The organism is Anabaenopsis arnoldii (assembly GCF_028331025.1).
Taxonomy (GTDB): Bacteria; Cyanobacteriota; Cyanobacteriia; order Cyanobacteriales; family Nostocaceae; genus Anabaenopsis; species Anabaenopsis arnoldii.
Window position 1 is genome coordinate 19,108 of record NZ_JAQMUH010000144.1, and the last position, 19,272, is coordinate 38,379.

The following is a 19,272-nucleotide window of genomic DNA, read 5'->3' on the forward strand; positions in this document are numbered from 1 at the left end:
ATAATTAATCAGAGGAAGAACCCAGTATGTCTGTGCCATTACTTCAGTACAAACCCACCACCCAAAATAACCGAGTCAGCAGCTTTGGTGTAGCTGACCAGAATGAAGATACACCATATATCTACCGGATTGAAGATGTCAGTTCTTACACTGATATCCAGAGCATCATTTGGGCTGCTTATCGCCAAGTCTTCAGTGAACATGAAATTCTCAAGTTCAACCGCCAAAAAACTCTGGAATCTCAACTCAAAACCGGTGCTTTATCTGTGCGTGACTTCATCAGAGGTTTAGCTAAGTCTGAAGCATTCTATCGTTTAGTTGTCAGTGTCAACAACAACTACCGTTTAGTAGACATCACCCTGAAGCGTTTATTAGGCCGTGCTTCCTATAACAAAGATGAACAAATTGCTTGGTCAATTGTCATTGCTACCAAGGGTTTTGGCGGCTTTGTGGATGCTTTAGTAGATAGTGACGAATATACCCAAAACTTTGGCGATAATATCGTACCCTACCAGCGCAAACGCATGGAAGGTCGTCCCCACAACTTGGTCACACCTCGTTACGGCGAAGACTTCCAAGAAAAAGCCGGTACGGTTCAGACCGATTGGCGCTTCACCTTGGAGAAGTTCTATACCCGCAAATTCCAAGAAAAACGCCTGGCAGAAGGTGACCCCCGCAAATATGCTGATATGGCAGCAGCAGTTGGTGCTAAAGGCAACTATGCGCAAAAGCTTTCTGCATTTGATATTGATTATCTCAATGCGGTTCCCTACCGTAGTGGTAGTAGACGCTAAGATTAAATATCTAACTGTCTAAAACTCAAATTTTATACTGGGTCTGGTTTTTGGCTTCATGTGACGACGGGTTTACAGTTTTTCTGGGACTTTGGCGTTATGTTAAGTGGAAACTAGACCCAGTAGCTGTTGACTCCTCAAAACTCCCTTGCACTTTCGGCAGCTTGTCTCAAAGCCAAAAAAGCCTATATAACGTTCATCGTAGTAGCGCCCAGAGTAAGCATCTGGTGTGCCTATTTCAGTGTAAGGCTTGCGGATATCGACATCCGGACGGTGAATTGCTGCTAAAGAGCAGGCAAGTAACAAACGAACCACAGCACGATTACCTACATAGCGCGATACATAATCGATTTTTTCAGCGATGCTGGGGTCAGTTACAAGGGCTTGATTTGATGCTTCGGCTATTTGCAAGGCTACATCAAGGATAGCTGGTGGGGTGGTGGACATGGAGCTATTTCTTGAATAGTGAGGGTGGAAATTGGCAAGTCATAATTTACCCAAAGTATTTCTTGCCGTAACTCCTTGACGGAATGGCAATGCTTCAGGGGCGCTTTGATGCAGTTCCAATCATCATAAAGTTGCTGCATCAACGTACAATCATAGCCTGAAAGGGCAACCTTACCTTTAACTGAACGCAAAACCCCTGCCAATTGTCGATGTTCGTCATCGGTCATTTCATAAGCGTAAGCTTTGCTATCCCCACGGGAATCGTGAGGGTACGGAGGATCACAGTAAAATAAAGTTTCTGGACTATCGTACCGTTGAATAATATCAGTTGCTTGGTCGTTTTCAATTTGCACACGCAGCAACCGTTGCACAATTTCTGGTAGATGCTCAACACTACCGAGCCACCGAGAAACTGCACCAGCCATTCCAGCCCTGCTAGTGAGTTTACAATGTGCCCATCGTCCGACACTGGCGGTTTGTGCCAACCCTGTTCTTACTTGTCGCGCCCGGACAAAAAATCGTCTAGCCCTTTCTAAATCTGATACACCTTCGTGATCATTACTAATGGCAATGTGAAATTCTTCACGGGAAAATGGTGTTAACCCAATAGCCTGGATAAGTTCATCTTTTTGGTCACGTAACACCCGAAAGAAGTTAACTAGCTGCCCATCAATATCATTATAGGTTTCCACAGGTGCAGGCTCCCGGTTTAACAACACCGCTGCAGAACCCCCAAACGGTTCGCAATAGTGAGTCGTTTTGGGCAACAATGGCAAAAGCCAGTCTAAATGACTGTACTTACCACCATACCAACCAAATGCAATTTTTTTTGCCATCAGAGCCGACCTCTAATAGAGTGTTCCAAAAGTGGTGCTTATGCTAAATAATTTACAAATTCTATATGTAACTTAAATTATAGCGATCGCCTGAAACATTTGTGTATCTTGGTACTGATGTTTGATTGAGAGAATCAACCGATGGCTTTGATGTGAATTTTGGCTAATCACACTTATACGAATCCGGCATAATTGTGTCTTTGAGAATAGCACCCTTGAGGTGAGCATTTTGGAGTTTAGCACCCCTCAAATTAGCCCCTGTTAAATTAGCCCCTGCTAAATTAGCCCCTGTTAAATTAGCCCATGTCAAATTAGCACCGGTCAAATTAGCTTCACTGAGGTTGGCTCGTAATAGGTAAGCTCCACTCAGGTGAGTTTGGTGTAAATTAGATTTGTAAAAGTTAGCTTGATAAAGATAAGTTCCGTTTAATTGGGCGTTGTATAAATTAGCTTCACTTAAATCAGCAGCAATTAAATTCGCTGCAATGAAATTTGCAAAACTCAGGTTAGCTCTGATTAACTGCGCCTTACCTAAATCACCATCTCTAAAGTTAGCGTCTGTGAGGTCAGTTCCAATTAGGTTAGCCTCAGCAATGATCGACCCTTCCAGATTTGCACCACTCAAGTCAGCCCCAATCAGATGAGCATCACTTAAATCCGCTTGGGTAAGTGTAGCACCGCTCAAATTAGCTACGGTCAAGTTAGCCGCCATGAGATTAGCTTCTATCAGCTTGGCTTGGTGCAGGTTAGCGCCACTGAGGTCAGCATGACTCAGGTTGGCTCGCACCAGTAAAGCATGACTTAAATTGACTTTATTTAAGTTCACCCCTTGGAGGTGAGCGCCTCTGAGGTTGTTTCCTTGTAAGTTGGCGGCGCTAATATCTACTTTCACCAGGGGATTTTGCTGTTTCCATTCTATCCATGTCACTGCACCTGCTTTGAGTAAGGCCAGATGCTCTTGATTTGCCATTTTTGCTCCTTTACTCATTCACACTTTGGGGGTTGGGGCGACCGGGGACATTTTCAATCGCTGCTAATGCTCCGGCCGCACCTGCGAGGATATCCTGTTCCGCACCACCTAAATACAACCGTCCAAAACTTCCTACAGCTTGCACTTCCAGGATATTAATTCCGGCGGCTTTCTCGGCTTCATTAGCCGCTAGGGCGGCGTAAGCTGCGGGCTGAACTTCTAATACATATAGTGTTTGTCCTGCAAGCAGTAGCTGTCCTCGCCGTGTACGATTAATTAACTGGGTCTGGTAAGCATCGATGTTGCGGATAATCTGGTTAGAAACTACACGGGGTTTTAGACATTCCTCTTTTTTCACTCCTAGTGTTGCTAAAATCGCTTGACCCGCAGCGCGGGTTTCTCCTTGGGAGCTAGAATGAATTTCTAATAAACCATATAGTCGTTCAACTATCTGCACTCCTGGACGCACGGAGGCGGATTTGAGTGCTACATCGGTAATGCGATTAATTTCAATACCCGGAGAAATTTCAATCCACAGTGATGTATCCCCCGGTAATGGTAGAAAACCTTGGGCTACTGTTCCCATATAGGCTGCATGTTGAGGTTGCAGGCTGTCGAGAAATACAAAACTGCGTAATTCTATTCCCAAGGTGATGCTCTCCAGTCATGTGGATAAAAGTTATGTTTGGCAAATCAGTGTGATCCTAAACTACCATAACCCTAAGTACCCCTCAATCCCTACTCATTTATCCTTGCAATAGGAAAGAATCACATAACGGACTATTCCTAAACGACTAAGCCATTCAGCAACTGCTGTGGAATTTGCTGACTGTTGATTACCACTCTCAGACTGAAGTCGCTTCAGGAGGGGATAGGTTGGGAGGGTATTAGGGGTGATGTCTTCCTCTAATATGGGTGTAAAACCTGTACTTTGGGCAAGTTTTCTATAAGCATTGAGGGTGAAACTGCTGTCAACAGGTCCGTAGGTGTTACCAATGGAGGGACTGAGCAATTTACCGCCAATTTTCATGAAGGGATAGACAAATTGGAGAGGTACAAAATCACAGATGGCGAGTTTTCCCTCTGGTTTGAGAACTCGCCATGCTTCTTGGAAAAACCTTTGACGACTGGGAAAATGAAAGATACACTCAACAGCCAGAACTAGGTTAAAGGAGCTATCTGCAAAGGGTAGTTGACAAGCATCCCCTTCTATAAATTCTATCTGGTTATGATTTTGGGGGTGAACTTGTTCTTTAGCTCTAGCGAGTTGGCGGGGGTCAATATTTAAACCAACTAGCTGTAAATTCTCAAAGCGATCGCTTAGACTAGCAATTGTACCACCGAAGCCACAACCACAGTCAAGAATCTTTTGTCCATCTCCCGCGCCACCCGCATCACACACCCGGCGAGTTAAATTTTCTGCTGCTAATGCGAAGTCTTCTGCGGAACCATCGGCTGTGGGGGGATTCTCCCAATAACCCCAATGTACATGAAGACCAAATCCCGTAATTACTTCGGTATTTTTCTTTTCAAAGCCCTCAAATAACTGGTCAAAATATGGTAAGATAATTTTTGGCTGATTAGTCATTTACTTTCGTTAAAACTAATACCAATTTTTACCATGATTGCCTAGGCTGTGACAAGTGTTACAAATCTCAGTTTAATATAAGGATTAGTGTTATATTTTTGGTGAGCTAAGTCTGGTTAGTAGTAGCACTGACCAGGGGACTTTAATATCTGGGATGAAATTCGAGTATTTTCTGATTCCGGGTAAGGCTGCGGGTATAATAAACTTGAGGGAACGTAGGGATGCCGGGCGATCGCCTTGTTCGTCTACAATTCCATATTGTTGGGCTAGTTCTGCCACTATCTGCACTTTTCCTGTGCGCTGGATTATATTCGCATCAGCAGCCAAAGCCGCAATCACTCGCCCTGTTAATAAGGGAGTTTCCCAGTTATAACGGTCAACAAAGACTGAGTTTCTAGGGTCAGTCACATTTTCTGATCCTATCTCATCTGCTAAGGCGGAAATATGCTCAGTACCCACAATCCCCGGCCACAGGTCAACAGAGGCGACATTATCGGGTTTAAGTTCCACCGCCATATCAGCTACCAGGCGGTCACAGGCGGCTTTACCCACTCCGTAGGCGACACCGAAAATGGGGGACATACCCCCCCAAGAGGAAATAGTACAAATTAATCCCTGGCGACGTTGCACCATCATCCGAGCTGCAAAAATGCTGGCGACGTAGTGGCTACGCAGACCGACATTATTAATATTATCCCACAGTTCAGGTTCACACTCCCAGAAAGATTTTCCTTGAGTCTCTCGTAAAGACTGGACTCCTGAGAAGGCGTTATTAACCAGTAAATCTAGTTGTCCATGTTGCTCATCTTGGATGCGTTCAAACAGCGATCGCACTTGCTGATCATTGCTATGATCTACCTGGACGGGAATACATATACCTCCGGCTTCCTCAACTGCGGCTTGGGTATGATTCAGATTCCCGGAAATTCCCCCCACAGTATCAGAATTATCTAAACTGCGTCCGGTAATATACACAGTTGCCCCAGCTTCACCCAGTGCAATAGCAATTCCCTTACCAATTCCCCGGCTTGCACCTGTGACTAAAGTCACTTTTCCCTCAAGATTTTTCATGATTACAGATGTTATGGGTATCTGAGATTTTACCGTTTAGAAACAAACTGAATCATCTCACCTTCTAAAAAGAGGGATTAGGATCTACCATAGCAGAAAACAGGGCAGGAAAAAAGCTCTGATCCGGTGGTCACCAGTCCCGAAGTTGCCAACAAAGGAGTTATCAGTGGTATTACAAGCCCAAACCAGCACCTACGAAGCTAAAACTCAAGAAGTTGCTCGACAGCTTCTGGTCGCTACCCAAGAAAATCGCTCGTTTTTAGGTTCCCTACGCGATCAGATGCGCTGGGATGATCAGCTGCTAACCTGGGCAATGAGTAATCCCGGTTTACGGGTACAATTGTTTCGTTTTATCGACACATTACCCGCTTTACATAGTAAATCAGAAATTGCCGCACATTTGCAAGAATATTTGGGGGCAGAATCTGTAGAATTACCTTCAGCCCTCAAGGGGATGTTGAATTTTGCTCACCCTGATTCTATGCCGGGACAAGTTGCGGCGACAACTGTTTCTAAGGCTGTGGAAACTTTAGCCCATAAATATATTTCTGGGGAGAATATTAAACAGGTTATCAAAACAGTTGAACGACTGCGAAAAGAAAAAATGGCTTTCACCATTGATTTACTCGGTGAAGCGGTCATTACTGAAACTGAAGCCCAGTCTTATCTAGAACGCTATCTAGAATTGATGCAACAACTAATAGAAGCATCAAAGAATTGGGGGGTAATTCGGGCTATTGATGAAGCTGATGGCGATATTATACCACAAGTTCAGGTTTCTGTCAAGTTAACAGCGTTTTATTCCCAATTTGACCCTTTAGACCCTCAAGGAAGTGAGGAGAAAGTTAGCGATCGCATTCGGATTTTATTACGTCGGGCGCAAGAGTTAGGGGCAGCTGTGCATTTTGACATGGAACAGTACGCCTACAAAGATTTAACTTTAACTATTCTGCAAAAGTTACTTTTAGAAGATGAGTTTAGACAACGTACAGATATTGGTGTCACCATCCAAGCATATCTGCGTGACAGTCTAGAAGATGGGAAAAAGTTAATTTCTTGGTTACAACAGCGCGGTTATCCCCTGACAGTGCGTTTAGTTAAGGGTGCATATTGGGATCAGGAAACTATTAAATCAGAACAAAAACACTGGCCACAGCCAGTTTATAACGATAAAGCCGCCACAGATGCCAATTTTGAAGCCATTACTCAGCTATTATTAGAAAATCACCAATATGTCTATACTGCTATTGGTAGTCATAATGTGCGATCGCAAGCTCGCGCTATTGCCATAGCCGAAAGTTTAAATGTCCCCCGTCGTCACTTTGAAATGCAAGTGTTGTATGGGATGGGGGATAAGTTGGCTAAAGCCTTAGTTAATCAAGGTTATCGCGTGCGGGTTTACTGTCCCTATGGTGAGTTATTACCGGGGATGGCGTATTTAATTCGGCGGTTGTTGGAAAATACAGCTAATAGTTCCTTTTTGCGGCAAAATCTCGAGAATCGCCCCATTGAGGAGTTGTTAGCACCCCCAAATGTCGAGTCTGAGGCCAAAGCCCAAAGGCGCAAACAAGAAGGGGGGTTTCTGGGTGCTGCGGATAGGGATTTTGCACAGGAGGAGCACAGAAATATGTTTACTGCGGCTTTGGCTGGGGTGCGCGAACAGTTGGGTCGGGTTTATTTACCTTTGGTGAATGGGGAGTATGTGAATACTCAGGAGTTAATTGATTCGGTCAATCCTGCTAATTTTAGCGAGGTAGTAGGTCGGGTTGGTTTAATTAGTGTGGCACAAGCAGAAGAGGCGATGCAAGCTGCTAAGGCCGCGTTTCCAGGATGGAGGAAAACACCAGTACACGAACGCGCTAGGATTGTGAGGAAGGCGGCTGATTTGATGGAGTTACGTCGGTCTGAGCTTGCAGCTTGGATTGTTTTGGAGGTGGGTAAGGTTGTTAAGGAAGCAGATGCAGAGGTTTCCGAGGCTATAGATTTTTGTCTTTACTATGCTGAGGAGATGGAACGCCTAGATAAAGGTGTAAACTATGACGTAGCAGGTGAGACAAATCGTTATATATACCAACCTAGGGGAATTGCAGTGGTGATTTCTCCCTGGAATTTCCCTTTAGCGATCGCCTGTGGTATGACTGTTGCGGCGCTAGTTGCAGGTAATTGTACTCTGCTCAAACCGGCGGAAACCTCCTCTGTAATTACTGCGAAATTCACAGAAATCTTAGTAGAGGCGGGTATTCCTCAAGGTGTATTCCAATACTTACCAGGTAAAGGCTCCCAAGTAGGTGCTTACTTAGTAAATCATCCTGAGACTCATATCATTGCCTTTACTGGTTCTCAAGAGGTGGGTTGTCGCATTTATGCAGAAGCAGCTACCCTGAAACCAGGACAAAAGCACATGAAGCGAGTAATCGCAGAAATGGGGGGGAAGAATGCAATTATTGTGGACGAAAGCGCTGATTTAGATCAAGCTGTTGTGGGGGTAGTACAGTCAGCATTTGGTTACAGTGGACAAAAATGTTCTGCCTGTTCCCGGGTAATTGTACTCGAACCGATATATGATACTTTTGTCCAGAGGTTAGTAGCAGCGACAAAATCCCTGAATATTGGAGCAACAGAGTTACCTAGTACCCAAGTTGGACCGGTAATAGATGCTCAAGCACGCGATCGCATTTTGGCATATATTGCCACAGGTAAGACACAAGCCCAAGTCGCCTTGGAAATGACCGCACCTACACAGGGGTATTATATCGGTCCAGTCATTTTTAGTGAAGTACCACCCGATGCCACTATCGCCCAACAAGAGATATTTGGTCCAGTCCTGGCGGTAATCAGGGTCAAAGATTTTACCCAAGCTTTGGCAGTAGCTAACAGTACCAACTACGCCCTCACAGGGGGACTATATTCTAGAACACCCTCCCACATTCAACAAGCACAGACAGACCTGGAAGTAGGAAATGTCTATATTAACCGTAATATTACAGGTGCAATAGTTGCCAGACAACCCTTTGGGGGTTTCAAACTTTCGGGGGTAGGTTCCAAAGCTGGAGGGCCTGATTATCTGCTGCAATTCTTAGAACCGCGGACAGTGACGGAAAACATTCAACGCCAAGGGTTTGCACCCATCCCCGGCGCTGAATAAAAAAATCAAAAATTATCTTTGTTGAAGGGAACAGGGAACACACCCAACACACCGAAACAATCAAATCCAGTCACCTTTCCCTTATAAAGGGAAAGGTGAGGTTGGGGTAAAATAATATTCGATACACTAATCATGACTTGACAAACATCTTCTTAGAACTTCAAACCCGAACCAGCAACCGCCAAAATACCCCAACCAATAATGAAAGCCACACCACCCAGGGGAGTGATTGCGCCTAGGTATTTCAAACCAGTTACACTCAGTGCGTACAAGCTACCGGAAAAAATGCCAACACCAATGATAAATAACCACCCACTAGCTACTAACATGGGTTGAGGTGATGCTGTACGACTAATTAGTAAGGCTATTAACAAAAGTGCCAAAGCGTGGTACATTTGATAACGAGCGGCTGTATCGAAAATTTCCAGCGATCGCTCACTGATTTTACCTCGCAAAGCATGAGCAGCGAAAGCACCTGCGGCTACGGATAAACCGCCTAAAACAGCAGCTAGGCTGACAAAAACTTGTGCCATTGCTAATGATGATTGATTCTAGATCTCAAAATGATATGATACCCCCCCTGTTTCACTGACCTGAAAATCCCCATTGAATTCTTTAGCTTTGATATCTAAGTACTCTCTAGCTGTAGCTGCTGGTAGTTGACAATTCATCGCCAAGCCTAAAACAGTGACGCGCCCGTTATTTTCTTGTAGCATTTGATAAAAAGTGGATTGGAGGCGATCGCTTAGTTGCTTCTGCAGTGCTTTTTGCTCATTTTTGCTCTGACGATATAACCCCAAGCTTAACCAACCACCTAACACCATTGTGGGTATACCAAAGATCATCCCATTTCTGGCGGTATTATCCAGGTAATAAACAGCAGGTTGATTAATAAACTCCTTTGCCACAGCCTGATTATATCCTGTGGAAATAGGCTTAAGGACAGATTTTTTCTCAAGTGTCGCTGAAACTGATAGTGTCAAAAACATGAATCCCAGTGTCAATAACCAACCCGCAGCCAGTTTTTCAGCAGTTTTCATAGTGTCACATCAGATTTTAAACTTTGCTTGCGATTCTAGCTTGAGTTGTCAAAAGCTTCCAGGGTGTTCAAGTCGGGTGGGTGAGGCCAGGTTCACCCACCATAATCCTGAAAACAGCAGTTCAGGTAAAATCTGTCTATTTTATTTCCGGGTTGCTTCTAGCAGACGGGAGTAATAAAAACGAGTTTTAGTCATAGCTTGGCGTTTGATTGCAAAGCCGTTATTTTCCAGGATTTTCACCACATCAGTCTCACGGTGGAGATAAGCGCGAGTTGCTTTACTCGGTCCAGGAAAGAAACTACCAATTTTCTTGAGTATACTTAAAGCACAGGTTTTCGGCGCAAAACTGATAATTATTCTTGACTGTGCTAAAGAACAAAGATGAGAAATCATTTCATCGGCTTTTTCTTGGGGGTAGTGAATCAAAACATCCAAGCAAATCACAGTGTGGTAACTACCACTCAATGATTCTAAATCCTGAACAGCGAAAGTAGTATTTTCGGCATTTTCCAAAGTGGCCAAGGCTCTATCCTTAGCTTCCGTGACCATTTTCTCAGAAATATCGCTGGCGTATATCTTAGCACCATTTGCCGCCAAGGGGATGCTGAGACTACCTACCCCACAACCAGCATCGCAGATTGATAACTCTGATAAATTCCCATCATCTTTGAGCCACCCAATAACTGTATCTACGGTTTGCTGGTGTCCATTGCGGATATCTAACTGGACTTTATTAACTTCCCCATCCCCGTAAATGCGTCGCCACCGGTCAAAGCCTGTAGAATTAAAATACTCACGAACAATGGTTTTATCGTCAGCTACGTTCATAAAGTTAAATCTTTAAGTGTTCCCAATCCTTAAAATTATCATTAATACCAAGGCCTCGAATACTCTACAAGATTTTTTTTAGAAGTTCTTTTCCTCATGTACGACAAACCAACTATAGATAATAGCCGATTTCTCTGGTTGTTTGGAGATTCAAGAGATAAAATTCTATTTTTTCTTCATCTCCAGCAAAAGCCTGCTGATTACAGCCAGGAGTAGGTTAGATGTTTTTCATTGACACTTCTCTATTTCTCAATCATCTGACTAAACCCCCATTCTCTTGTTTTTTCTGCTTTTTTAGATTAAGATATAATCATACAATATAATTGCAGCCATCACTACATTCAAAAACATATTTTTTCATGAGATTTTTAAATATCTGTATACAGTATACATAATTGATTTACTCATTTAGCTTTATTGATTAGCAATGACATCAAATTTTATAACTGACAGTCCTATTATTCAATTTACAATTCTGCTGACAGTAATTTTTACAGTTCCGCCTATATTTGAGCGACTGCGAATACCTGGACTAGTAGGGTTGCTGGTAGCAGGTGTATTGTTAGGACAAAATGGGCTAAAATTTTTAGATTCCGATTCAGAAACCGTTAACTTACTCTCGGATATCGGCAAAGTTTACTTAATGTTTGTCGCAGGTTTGGAAATTGATTTAGAACAATTTCGCAGAACTAAAAATCGCTCAATTGTCTTTGGAATATTAACATTTTTAGTACCCTTAATTTCTGGTATCTTAGTCGGGAGATTTTTTAACTTTAGTTGGAATGCTTCTGTACTGATTGGTTCTTTACTCGCCTCCCATACCCTCTTGGCTTATCCCATTGTTAGCCGTCTAGGAGTGGTGATGAATGAAGCAGTCACAGTCACAGTAGGGGCGACAATTTTCACTGACACAGCTGCTTTATTAGTATTAGCAATTTGTGTAGGAATTCATGGGGGAGAATTTTCTACCCTGAGCTTAATAACCCTATTAGGTGGACTAGCAATTTACTCTGTGATTGTCCTGTTTGGTTTTGATTGGGCTGGTAAAGAATTTTTTCGCCGTTCGGGAGATGAACAAAGTAATCAATTTCTCTTCATATTATTGGCTTTATTTCTCGCATCTGTAGGAGCGCAGATTGTGGGAGTTGAAAAAATTGTGGGTGCATTTTTAGCAGGTTTAGCAGTCAATGATGTTGTAGGACGTAGTCCAGTTAAAGAAAAAATTGAGTTTATTGGTAGCGTCCTATTTATCCCTTGTTTTTTTGTAGACATGGGACTGTTAATTAATATTCCCGCCTTTATCAAAACTCTCGGTTCTATTTGGTTAACATTAGTAATTGTCACAGCTTTAATTTTCAGCAAATTTATAGCGGCATTTTTGACCAAATTAATCTACCGCTACAGTAATGTAGAAATGCTGACAATGTGGTCATTGTCATTACCACAAGTAGCCGCCACCTTAGCAGCATCCTTGGTTGCTTATCAAGCCTTAAACCCTGCTGGTGAAAGGCTCATTAGTGAAGGTGTCTTAAATAGTATAATTGTCCTCATGGTAGTTACTTCAATTGTGGCACCATTGATTACCGCTCGATTTGCAGCTTTATTACAAGTACCGCAAACCGACTTTGAAACAGAAAGTTTAGCAACTTGGTGGGAACATCATGACGCACAACCCCTAGAACCAACTCAGCATCCATTCACTGTCGTAGTACCAATACATAACTCCCGCAACCAACGCTACTTAATTGAAATGGCGGCTTTAATAGCTCAACATCAGTCTGGAAAAATTTTACCATTAGCTATTAATAAAGCCCATGTTCACATGGATGACCCCCAATTAGGAATATCACTAGAGCAAAGTCAGCAAAGGTTGAAACTAGCTGAGGAAATTAGCGCCGAGTTTAATGTTCAGGTTTCTACAGCAGTTCGCATTGATGATGATATGGCTTTAGCAATTAGTCGCACCAGTCGAGAACAAAATGCTAATTTAGTCGTGATGGGTTGGTCTCGCACCACAGGTTTACGTGCCAGATTATTTGGTAATGTGATTGATAGTGTTTTCTGGTCTTCTCACTGTCCAGTCGCGGTAGCTCGTCTGGTAAAAAGTCCGAAAACAATTGAGAGAATTATTGTCCCCATTGGCGACTTAAGACCTCAAACTATCAGCGCTTGGAAGTTTGCAGAAATGTTGGCTGATGTGAATCAGTCGGAGGTTGTACTATTACACGTCTCTAACAGCAAAACCCCTACTAATTTAGTAGAAGAATTTACAACTCAATTAACTGAAATTGTCTCTAAAAGTCACTTAAAGGTAAATACACATATCCGAACTATTGTAGATGATGATGTTGCTCAAACTATAGTTAGGGAAGCCCAAGGATTTGATTTAGCGGTGTTACGCTCCGTACGTTATCGTACCACAGGGGGATTAGCTGTTAGTCAAGTCACAACTCAGGTAATTGAAGAGTTAACCGGTTCTATTGTGTTATTGGGTGAAGCTCATCTTTGATTTCGGCTCTGTCAACAATTCATAATCTTTCCCAAGTTAGTTGTTTGGTAATTTCATCCCAACGCCAACGTAACAAACCAGTTTTGGGGTGGGAAATTATTCCTGGTAAATTTAGAGCTTGTCTGGGTGCATTAGTAGCTAGGGCGATCGCACCTCCCACATCACAAATTCCCCACTTGACCAAGTTTTGCACTCCCACTAACAAGGGTAAAGTTGTCCCGGATAAAGTCCCATCTGCTAACCTTGCTGTACCGTTTTTAACTTCTATTTCCCTACTGTCCCAAGGATACACCCCATCGGGTAACCCCAGGGGTGCGAGCGCATCACTGACTAAAAATAGTTTTTGGTGGTTGGCGCGCAGGAGAATATCTAACATCATGGGTGTAATGTGTTCACCATCAGCAATAAAACCACACATGACATGAGGATGGGTAATCGCAGCACCTAGTAACCCCGGTTCCCGGTGGTGTAATGGGGGCATAGCGTTAAAAGCATGGGTTACCATGGTCGCCCCTTGGTTAAACGCCGCCTCTGCTTGGGCTGCTGTCGCCAGGGAATGCCCTAAACTGACAATTATCCCCAAAGAACGCAAATAGGGTATTACTTGCCCTGTACTGTCTAATTCTGGGGCTAAGGTGATCACTTTGACAATCTGGGCATAATCCCCCAAAACTCTTTTGACTTGCTCAATTGTCAGAGGTAGTAAATATTCTTGTGGGTGTGCGCCGCGCTTGTGGTAGTTTAAAAATGGACCCTCTAAATGTACTCCTAGAATCTTCGCACCTACCCTTTGAGTGGTGCTAAAATCGGCAATTATCCCCAGCGATCGCTGTATATTATCTATTGAGGTGGTAACTAAGGTTGGTAAATATCCATCTATGCCCATATCCTCTAAAAAAATGGATATCTTGGGCAATATATGGGAATTATCCCCGGTTAACTCCGGAAATGCTAAACCTAAAGCACCATTAATCTGTAAATCAACACCACCTAAAGAAATCCAATCACCACCGACATCTAGTGAAAACCCACAACTAGAAAATCCTGGAATCATAGGGGTAATTTCCTCAACTACCCCTTGATGGTTAATACAGATGCGCTGTAAACCTTCATAACCAGGGACTCGCGCATTAATTATATTCTCTACCTCTGGTGGTAAAAATTTATCTGTGTTCATAATAAGTAAGAGGGGGAAGAGGGAACAGGGAACGGGGAACAGGGAACGGGGAACAGGGAACGGGGAACAGAGAAAGTGGGGTAAAACAAGATTTGATACACTAATGATAACTTTTACAACATCCTCTCACAGCAATTAATATATGGCTCCTATTATTGGTATTATCATGGGTAGCGATTCCGACTTACCCACTATGAAAGATGCGATCGCAGTTTGTGCCGAATTTGGTATAGAAACTGAAGTGGCGATCGTTTCTGCCCATCGCACCCCAGAACGCATGGTTGAATATGCCCAAACCGCTCACCATAGAGGTATTAAAGTAATTATTGCTGGTGCTGGGGGTGCAGCCCATCTTCCCGGTATGGTAGCATCTTTAACACCATTGCCAGTAATTGGGGTTCCGGTAGCTACCCGTAACTTACAAGGAATTGATTCCTTATATTCTATCGTACAAATGCCCGCCGGTATCCCAGTCGCCACAGTAGCCATAGGGAACGCCAAAAACGCCGGACTGTTAGCGGTGCAAATTCTCGCTACCCACCAACCAGAATTACTTGCTCAGGTTCAAGAGTATCGCCAGAGTCTAGCTGCATCAGTCATGGACAAGCAAGCCAAACTAGAACAGTTGGGTTATCAGCAATATTTAGAACAATCAAGTTAATCTTTAGGTATAATTATAACAGGGTAACAATCATACCCACCAAAGTATAAAGTAGTGGGGTAAAGTATCAATGAAACAACTCAAACCCCCAAAGTGAGGAGTTACATGGTAGGTGATCAGTTATGGTTTTTCAGATCCCTGGGTCTGAGTTTAGGAAGTCTAGCATTTTTAGCTACCGCTAGTCATGCTGGGTTACCTGATATCCCCCCCACGGTCACAGCAACGTCTGAGTTAGGGGTAATTGCTTCAGAACTCACACAGGAGTCTGCACAGATGCTCTTAGTAGACAGTATCGGGACTAAGCAGATAACTCCCGAAAGGTCTGCTGACCAACTACGCCAGGAGTTGAGAGTTACCCCTATTTTTGATGTGATTCAGCGCCGGGTCTATTCCCCTTCCGCCTCAGCTGGAATCCCCACAGCTTTTGGCGCTAATTGGGGGGATATGTTTATCAGTCTTGCTGGGTCAACCTCTGATAACGTCAGACCAGAGGTTGACGGCGGTACATCCCTTGGTTTTGGCCTGGGTAACTCCAGAGAGTCCCTAGGCTTAGAGGTGATTTACAATAACCTGAGTATTAGAAGCTTCGCCCAAAATGGTTCAGTTGATGCCAAAGTACATCGCTCCTTAGTTTCTAACAGTACCACCCAAATAGCAGCAGCTGTGGGATGGAATAACTTTACTAACTATGGTGACGACGCGGGGGGAACATTTCCCTCTAGTGTTTATGGTGTAGTTAGTGCGTATCACCTTTTAACACCCCAAAGCCCTAATAATTCTTTACCTGTCACCCTGTCTTTGGGTCTAGGCGGCGCTCCCTTCTTTTCTAACTCTAATTCCGGCGTTGGGGTAATTGCGGGGGCGGGTATCCAGGTACATCCCCAAGTAGCCGTAAGTTCCGCCTGGAGCGGTCGCGGGTTGAATTTGGGAGCCTCCTTTATTCCTGTGCAGACCGTACCATTGAGTGTGGCGGTGATCTATGGGGATGCTCTAAGTAATACTGAATCTGGCTCACTTCTGGCTGTTGGTATTGGTTACAGTTTTAATTTTTTACAGAGATAGCACTAAACTCATACGTAGATATGCGAGTGTAACTGTAAGTTACACTCGCACGGATATCTATCTGCTAATTATGTTGACCTAGTTAGCAGGTCTGCCATCTCAAAACAGGTAGGCGTAGACCTGCTGTGACAGGTTGCGAGTTTATACCACGCTTAGTCCTCGAACCTGAGCAATCATGTCATCAAAGTCGTTATCACCGCCGCCGGCTATATCTTCAAAGCCGAAGACATTGTTACCCAACAACTGTATCTGGCTGCTGTTTGACACGTTAGTATCTACACCGGTGACAAATAGGTTACTAAAATCATTACTCACTGAGTTGAGGTCACCATTCGCTACTAGGAATGGTAGCAGCACATAGTCTGACAAGTCAAGACTAGAGCTAACTTCAAAGGTACTGCTTAAATTTGTGCTTTGGTTATTGCCAACCCTACCACTCAATAATGCATTGTCACGCACAGCACTTAGATAGGCATTGCGATCGCCCAGTTCAGCGATACTGTCACCAGTTAGTTTATCAACCACAGCCCCTGTAGTTTTGTCCGCCAAGTAGAAGCCCACTAGATTGTCAAAAGCAGCTTCCCGGTACAGGGTAGCATCCACCTTAACAGTGACTGTATCCCCGGTCACAGTCGAAGTGTCCAGGTTGTTGAGGCTAATCGCTTCTAGTTCCTCACCGTTCGCGGACTCAATCTTCTGAGTAAAGATTTTTACAGTCTCTGTATCTCCTGGTCTGCCCAGAACCGATGCAGCAATGTTAAAGCCACCACCACTCAGGGTCAAACCATTAGCTGTAACCTCACCAATCGTTAAGGGGGTAATAGTACCAGTTCCCAGCTGGCGCAATTGGAACGTCGTCACATTACCATCCGCGGAGGAGATATTGATCAGTCCTGACTGGAGATCGTTAAGGATAGAACCAATACCATCAGGTAGGCCAGAGGCATCACCCAGAGTGGTGAGAATACTTTGAGTTCTACCGTCCGCAAACACAACCTCCAGTACCTGAGATGAGGGGCTTGCACCGGTGACAGAGAATCTAAAGACAGTATCAAAGGGTTGCTGTAGAGGTGTTCCGGTGTTCGGGTCGATGATAGTTACAGTACCTGGTTGTCCGGGAGTACCTGGTTGTCCGGGAGTACCTGGTTGTCCGGGAGTACCTGGTTGTCCTGCAGGACCTTGAGGACCTTGGGGACCTTGTGGACCTTGTGCGCCTGGTTGTCCGTCTGGCCCTTGGGGACCTTGAGGACCTTGTGGCCCTTGTGGACCCTGTGCGCCTGGTTCTCCGGGAGTACCTGGTTGTCCGGGAGTACCTGGTTGTCCTACAGGACCTTGGGGACCTTGGGGACCTTGTGGACCTTGGGGACCTTGAGGACCTTGGGGACCTTGTGCGCCTGGTTGTCCGGGAGTACCTGGTTGTCCGTCTTCTCCGTCTTGTCCGGGAGCGCCTATATTTCTGAGAACACCCTGACTCGGATTACCGGCAAGATCCAATGCCACTGAATCTCCTATCAACAACTGGTCTTCAAAGTTTTCACCGGGTAGGACTACTAAGGTGTATTGATTGTCGAGAACTTGGCTGAATTGTGCCTTAGCAGCATTGAATACTTGTATCTCCTCTGCGGTAAAGTCCGTGACTGGTTCATTGAAGGTGAAGGTGTAGAGGAAAGTCCCATTAAGATTTTGCTCTCTGGTGATAGTAACCGTGGGTAGTACAGTATCAACGTTAATAAACCGACTTCTTTGAGGGCTAACATTGTCATTCAAGTTCTGATAAACAAAGATGCCTTCTTCGCCCTCAGTAAACCCTGACACATCACCGTCGTTAATAGCAATTGACCATGTGCCATCAGGCTGTACAGTAGCTTGTTTCCGAGGTCTCTGACTATTTGGCTCACTGTCAAACCTGACGATAATCTCTGCCCCTGGTGTACCAGTACCGGTGATGTTAAAACCATCGAGCTTTTCTCGTCTGTTAACTATGTCATCTACCGCGACCAAGTCAATTACAGGGGCTGCTGGTGCTAGCAATGAAGCCGCAGCGCTGGGATTACCACTAATAATACCAATGGCGGCTTGATCGCGTACATCAACTCTTAACCCTGTTTCACGAGGCGCATCACGGTTAACTACATTGGTGTCAACTAGCAACGTGTACTCAGTACCACGGACTTCTGTAAATGTTCCCTTAGTACCATTGGTGACAGTGATATCATCAGCAGCGAAGCCTGTGACTGGTTCACTGAAGGTGAAGGTGTAGAGGACTTGAAACTGATAGTCCTGATCTCCACGGGGAGAGGCATCTACTGCTTGACTAGTAATGGTGACTGTGGGTGCATCATCATCATCATTTTCAATTGTCCCGGTAGCAGTAGCCGTGGTAATGGTGGCGTTACTGGGGTTAGACAAAGTGACGGTAAAGGTTTCATTGGGTTCAACTACCGTATCACCACTGACATTGACTGTAATTACTTGAGATTCAACCCCTGCTGCAAAGGTGACTGTACCTGTGGGGAGAGTTCCGCCAAAGTCGGCGGCGTTAGCAGCGTTGGCACCTGTACCTGTTACCGCCCAGTTAGCACTACTTGTACCTGTGCGGTCCCCTGTGCGGGTAACTGTGAAGGTGAAGGGGGTAGTACCTGCGTTACCTTCAGCCCGTGTAGCATTAGTAGGGGCGATCGCTAGGCTGGGGAGAACATCATCATTTTGAATTGTCCCCGTAGCGGTAGCTGTGGTAATGGTGCTGTTAGTCGCACCTGACAAAGTAACGGTAAAGGCTTCTTCTGGTTCAACTACGGTGTCACCACTGACATTGACTGTAATTACTTGAGATTCAACCCCTGCTGCAAAGGTGACTGTACCTGTGGGGAGAGTTCCGCCAAAGTCGGCGGCGTTAGCAGGGTTGGCACCTGTACCTGTTACCGCCCAGTTAGCAGTGCTTATATCTGTGGTGTCCCCTGTGCGGGTAACTGTGAAGGTAAAGGGGGTGAGTCCTTCATTACCTTCAGCCCGTGTAGCATTAGTGGGGGCGATCGCTAGGCTGGGGAGAACATCATCATTTTGAATTGTCCCCGTAGCGGTAGCTGTGGTAATGGTGCTGTTAGTCGCACCTGACAAAGTAACGGTAAAGGCTTCTTCTGGTTC

At 44.6% G+C, this 19,272-nt stretch carries 16 protein-coding genes; 5 read left to right on the plus strand and 11 right to left on the minus strand.

All coding sequences use genetic code 11. The annotated features are described in order from the left end of the window. Window positions 1-26: 26 nt before the first annotated feature. The gene (locus PN457_RS13005) at window positions 27-794 is read left to right on the plus strand and encodes a phycobilisome rod-core linker polypeptide (RefSeq protein ID WP_271733780.1); all 768 of its coding nucleotides are present in this window, start codon (window positions 27-29) and stop codon (window positions 792-794) included. Window positions 795-896: 102 nt separating this feature from the next. Here PN457_RS13005 and PN457_RS13010 read toward each other — a convergent pair whose 3' ends face one another. The 6 genes from PN457_RS13010 to PN457_RS13035 all read right to left on the minus strand — a co-directional run bounded on the left by PN457_RS13010 (window position 897) and on the right by PN457_RS13035 (window position 5,706). After that, window positions 897-1,241, minus strand: a complete 345-nt coding sequence (locus tag PN457_RS13010) for a hypothetical protein (protein WP_271733781.1) — start codon at window positions 1,239-1,241, stop codon at window positions 897-899. After that, window positions 1,208-2,077, minus strand: coding sequence for a DNA adenine methylase (locus PN457_RS13015; protein ID WP_271733782.1), 870 nt, complete (start codon window positions 2,075-2,077; stop codon window positions 1,208-1,210). Before PN457_RS13015 ends, PN457_RS13010 begins: the two co-directional genes overlap by 34 nt. Window positions 2,078-2,240: 163 nt before the next feature. Further along, window positions 2,241-3,047, minus strand: a complete 807-nt coding sequence (locus PN457_RS13020; RefSeq protein ID WP_271733783.1) for a pentapeptide repeat-containing protein — start codon at window positions 3,045-3,047, stop codon at window positions 2,241-2,243. A gap of 10 nt (window positions 3,048-3,057) precedes the next feature. Next, window positions 3,058-3,696, minus strand: a complete 639-nt coding sequence (locus PN457_RS13025; protein ID WP_200988262.1) for a hypothetical protein — start codon at window positions 3,694-3,696, stop codon at window positions 3,058-3,060. A 93-nt stretch (window positions 3,697-3,789) separates the two neighbouring features. Continuing rightward, window positions 3,790-4,635 (minus strand): class I SAM-dependent methyltransferase, encoded by an 846-nt coding sequence (locus PN457_RS13030; protein ID WP_271733784.1) that lies wholly within the window; start codon window positions 4,633-4,635, stop codon window positions 3,790-3,792. Between the two features lie 90 nt (window positions 4,636-4,725). Beyond that, on the minus strand, window positions 4,726-5,706 hold the full coding sequence (locus tag PN457_RS13035; protein WP_271733785.1) for an SDR family NAD(P)-dependent oxidoreductase: 981 nt from the start codon (window positions 5,704-5,706) through the stop codon (window positions 4,726-4,728). A 166-nt stretch (window positions 5,707-5,872) separates the two neighbouring features. Between PN457_RS13035 and pruA the strand changes: the two genes are divergently transcribed. After that, window positions 5,873-8,851: an L-glutamate gamma-semialdehyde dehydrogenase gene (gene pruA / locus PN457_RS13040; protein WP_271733786.1), complete on the plus strand. Its 2,979-nt coding sequence runs from the start codon at window positions 5,873-5,875 to the stop codon at window positions 8,849-8,851. Window positions 8,852-9,003: 152 nt separating this feature from the next. On the opposite strand, the gene PN457_RS13045 is transcribed toward pruA, so the two are convergent. The 3 genes from PN457_RS13045 to bchM all read right to left on the minus strand — a co-directional run bounded on the left by PN457_RS13045 (window position 9,004) and on the right by bchM (window position 10,719). Then, window positions 9,004-9,384 carry a DUF423 domain-containing protein gene (locus PN457_RS13045; RefSeq protein WP_271733787.1) on the minus strand — a complete coding sequence of 127 codons (381 nt, stop codon included), beginning with the start codon at window positions 9,382-9,384 and terminating at the stop codon, window positions 9,004-9,006. Window positions 9,385-9,402: 18 nt separating this feature from the next. Continuing rightward, window positions 9,403-9,891 carry a hypothetical protein gene (locus PN457_RS13050; RefSeq protein WP_271733788.1) on the minus strand — a complete coding sequence of 163 codons (489 nt, stop codon included), beginning with the start codon at window positions 9,889-9,891 and terminating at the stop codon, window positions 9,403-9,405. A gap of 141 nt (window positions 9,892-10,032) precedes the next feature. Beyond that, window positions 10,033-10,719, minus strand: a complete 687-nt coding sequence (gene bchM / locus PN457_RS13055) for a magnesium protoporphyrin IX methyltransferase (RefSeq protein WP_271733789.1) — start codon at window positions 10,717-10,719, stop codon at window positions 10,033-10,035. Window positions 10,720-11,146: 427 nt separating this feature from the next. On the opposite strand from bchM, the gene PN457_RS13060 reads away from it, so the two are divergent. Beyond that, window positions 11,147-13,228 (plus strand): cation:proton antiporter domain-containing protein, encoded by a 2,082-nt coding sequence (locus PN457_RS13060; RefSeq protein WP_271733790.1) that lies wholly within the window; start codon window positions 11,147-11,149, stop codon window positions 13,226-13,228. 19 nt (window positions 13,229-13,247) lie between these two features. Here PN457_RS13060 and nagA read toward each other — a convergent pair whose 3' ends face one another. Then, on the minus strand, window positions 13,248-14,405 hold the full coding sequence (gene nagA / locus PN457_RS13065; RefSeq protein WP_271733791.1) for an N-acetylglucosamine-6-phosphate deacetylase: 1,158 nt from the start codon (window positions 14,403-14,405) through the stop codon (window positions 13,248-13,250). Between the two features lie 142 nt (window positions 14,406-14,547). Between nagA and purE the strand changes: the two genes are divergently transcribed. Then, the gene (gene purE / locus PN457_RS13070; protein ID WP_271733792.1) at window positions 14,548-15,066 is read left to right on the plus strand and encodes a 5-(carboxyamino)imidazole ribonucleotide mutase; all 519 of its coding nucleotides are present in this window, start codon (window positions 14,548-14,550) and stop codon (window positions 15,064-15,066) included. A gap of 105 nt (window positions 15,067-15,171) precedes the next feature. Beyond that, window positions 15,172-16,128 carry a hypothetical protein gene (locus tag PN457_RS13075; RefSeq protein ID WP_271733793.1) on the plus strand — a complete coding sequence of 319 codons (957 nt, stop codon included), beginning with the start codon at window positions 15,172-15,174 and terminating at the stop codon, window positions 16,126-16,128. Between the two features lie 141 nt (window positions 16,129-16,269). On the opposite strand, the gene PN457_RS13080 is transcribed toward PN457_RS13075, so the two are convergent. Next, on the minus strand, window positions 16,270-19,272 hold a 3,003-nt coding region (locus PN457_RS13080), incomplete at its 5' end, for an Ig-like domain-containing protein (protein ID WP_271733794.1).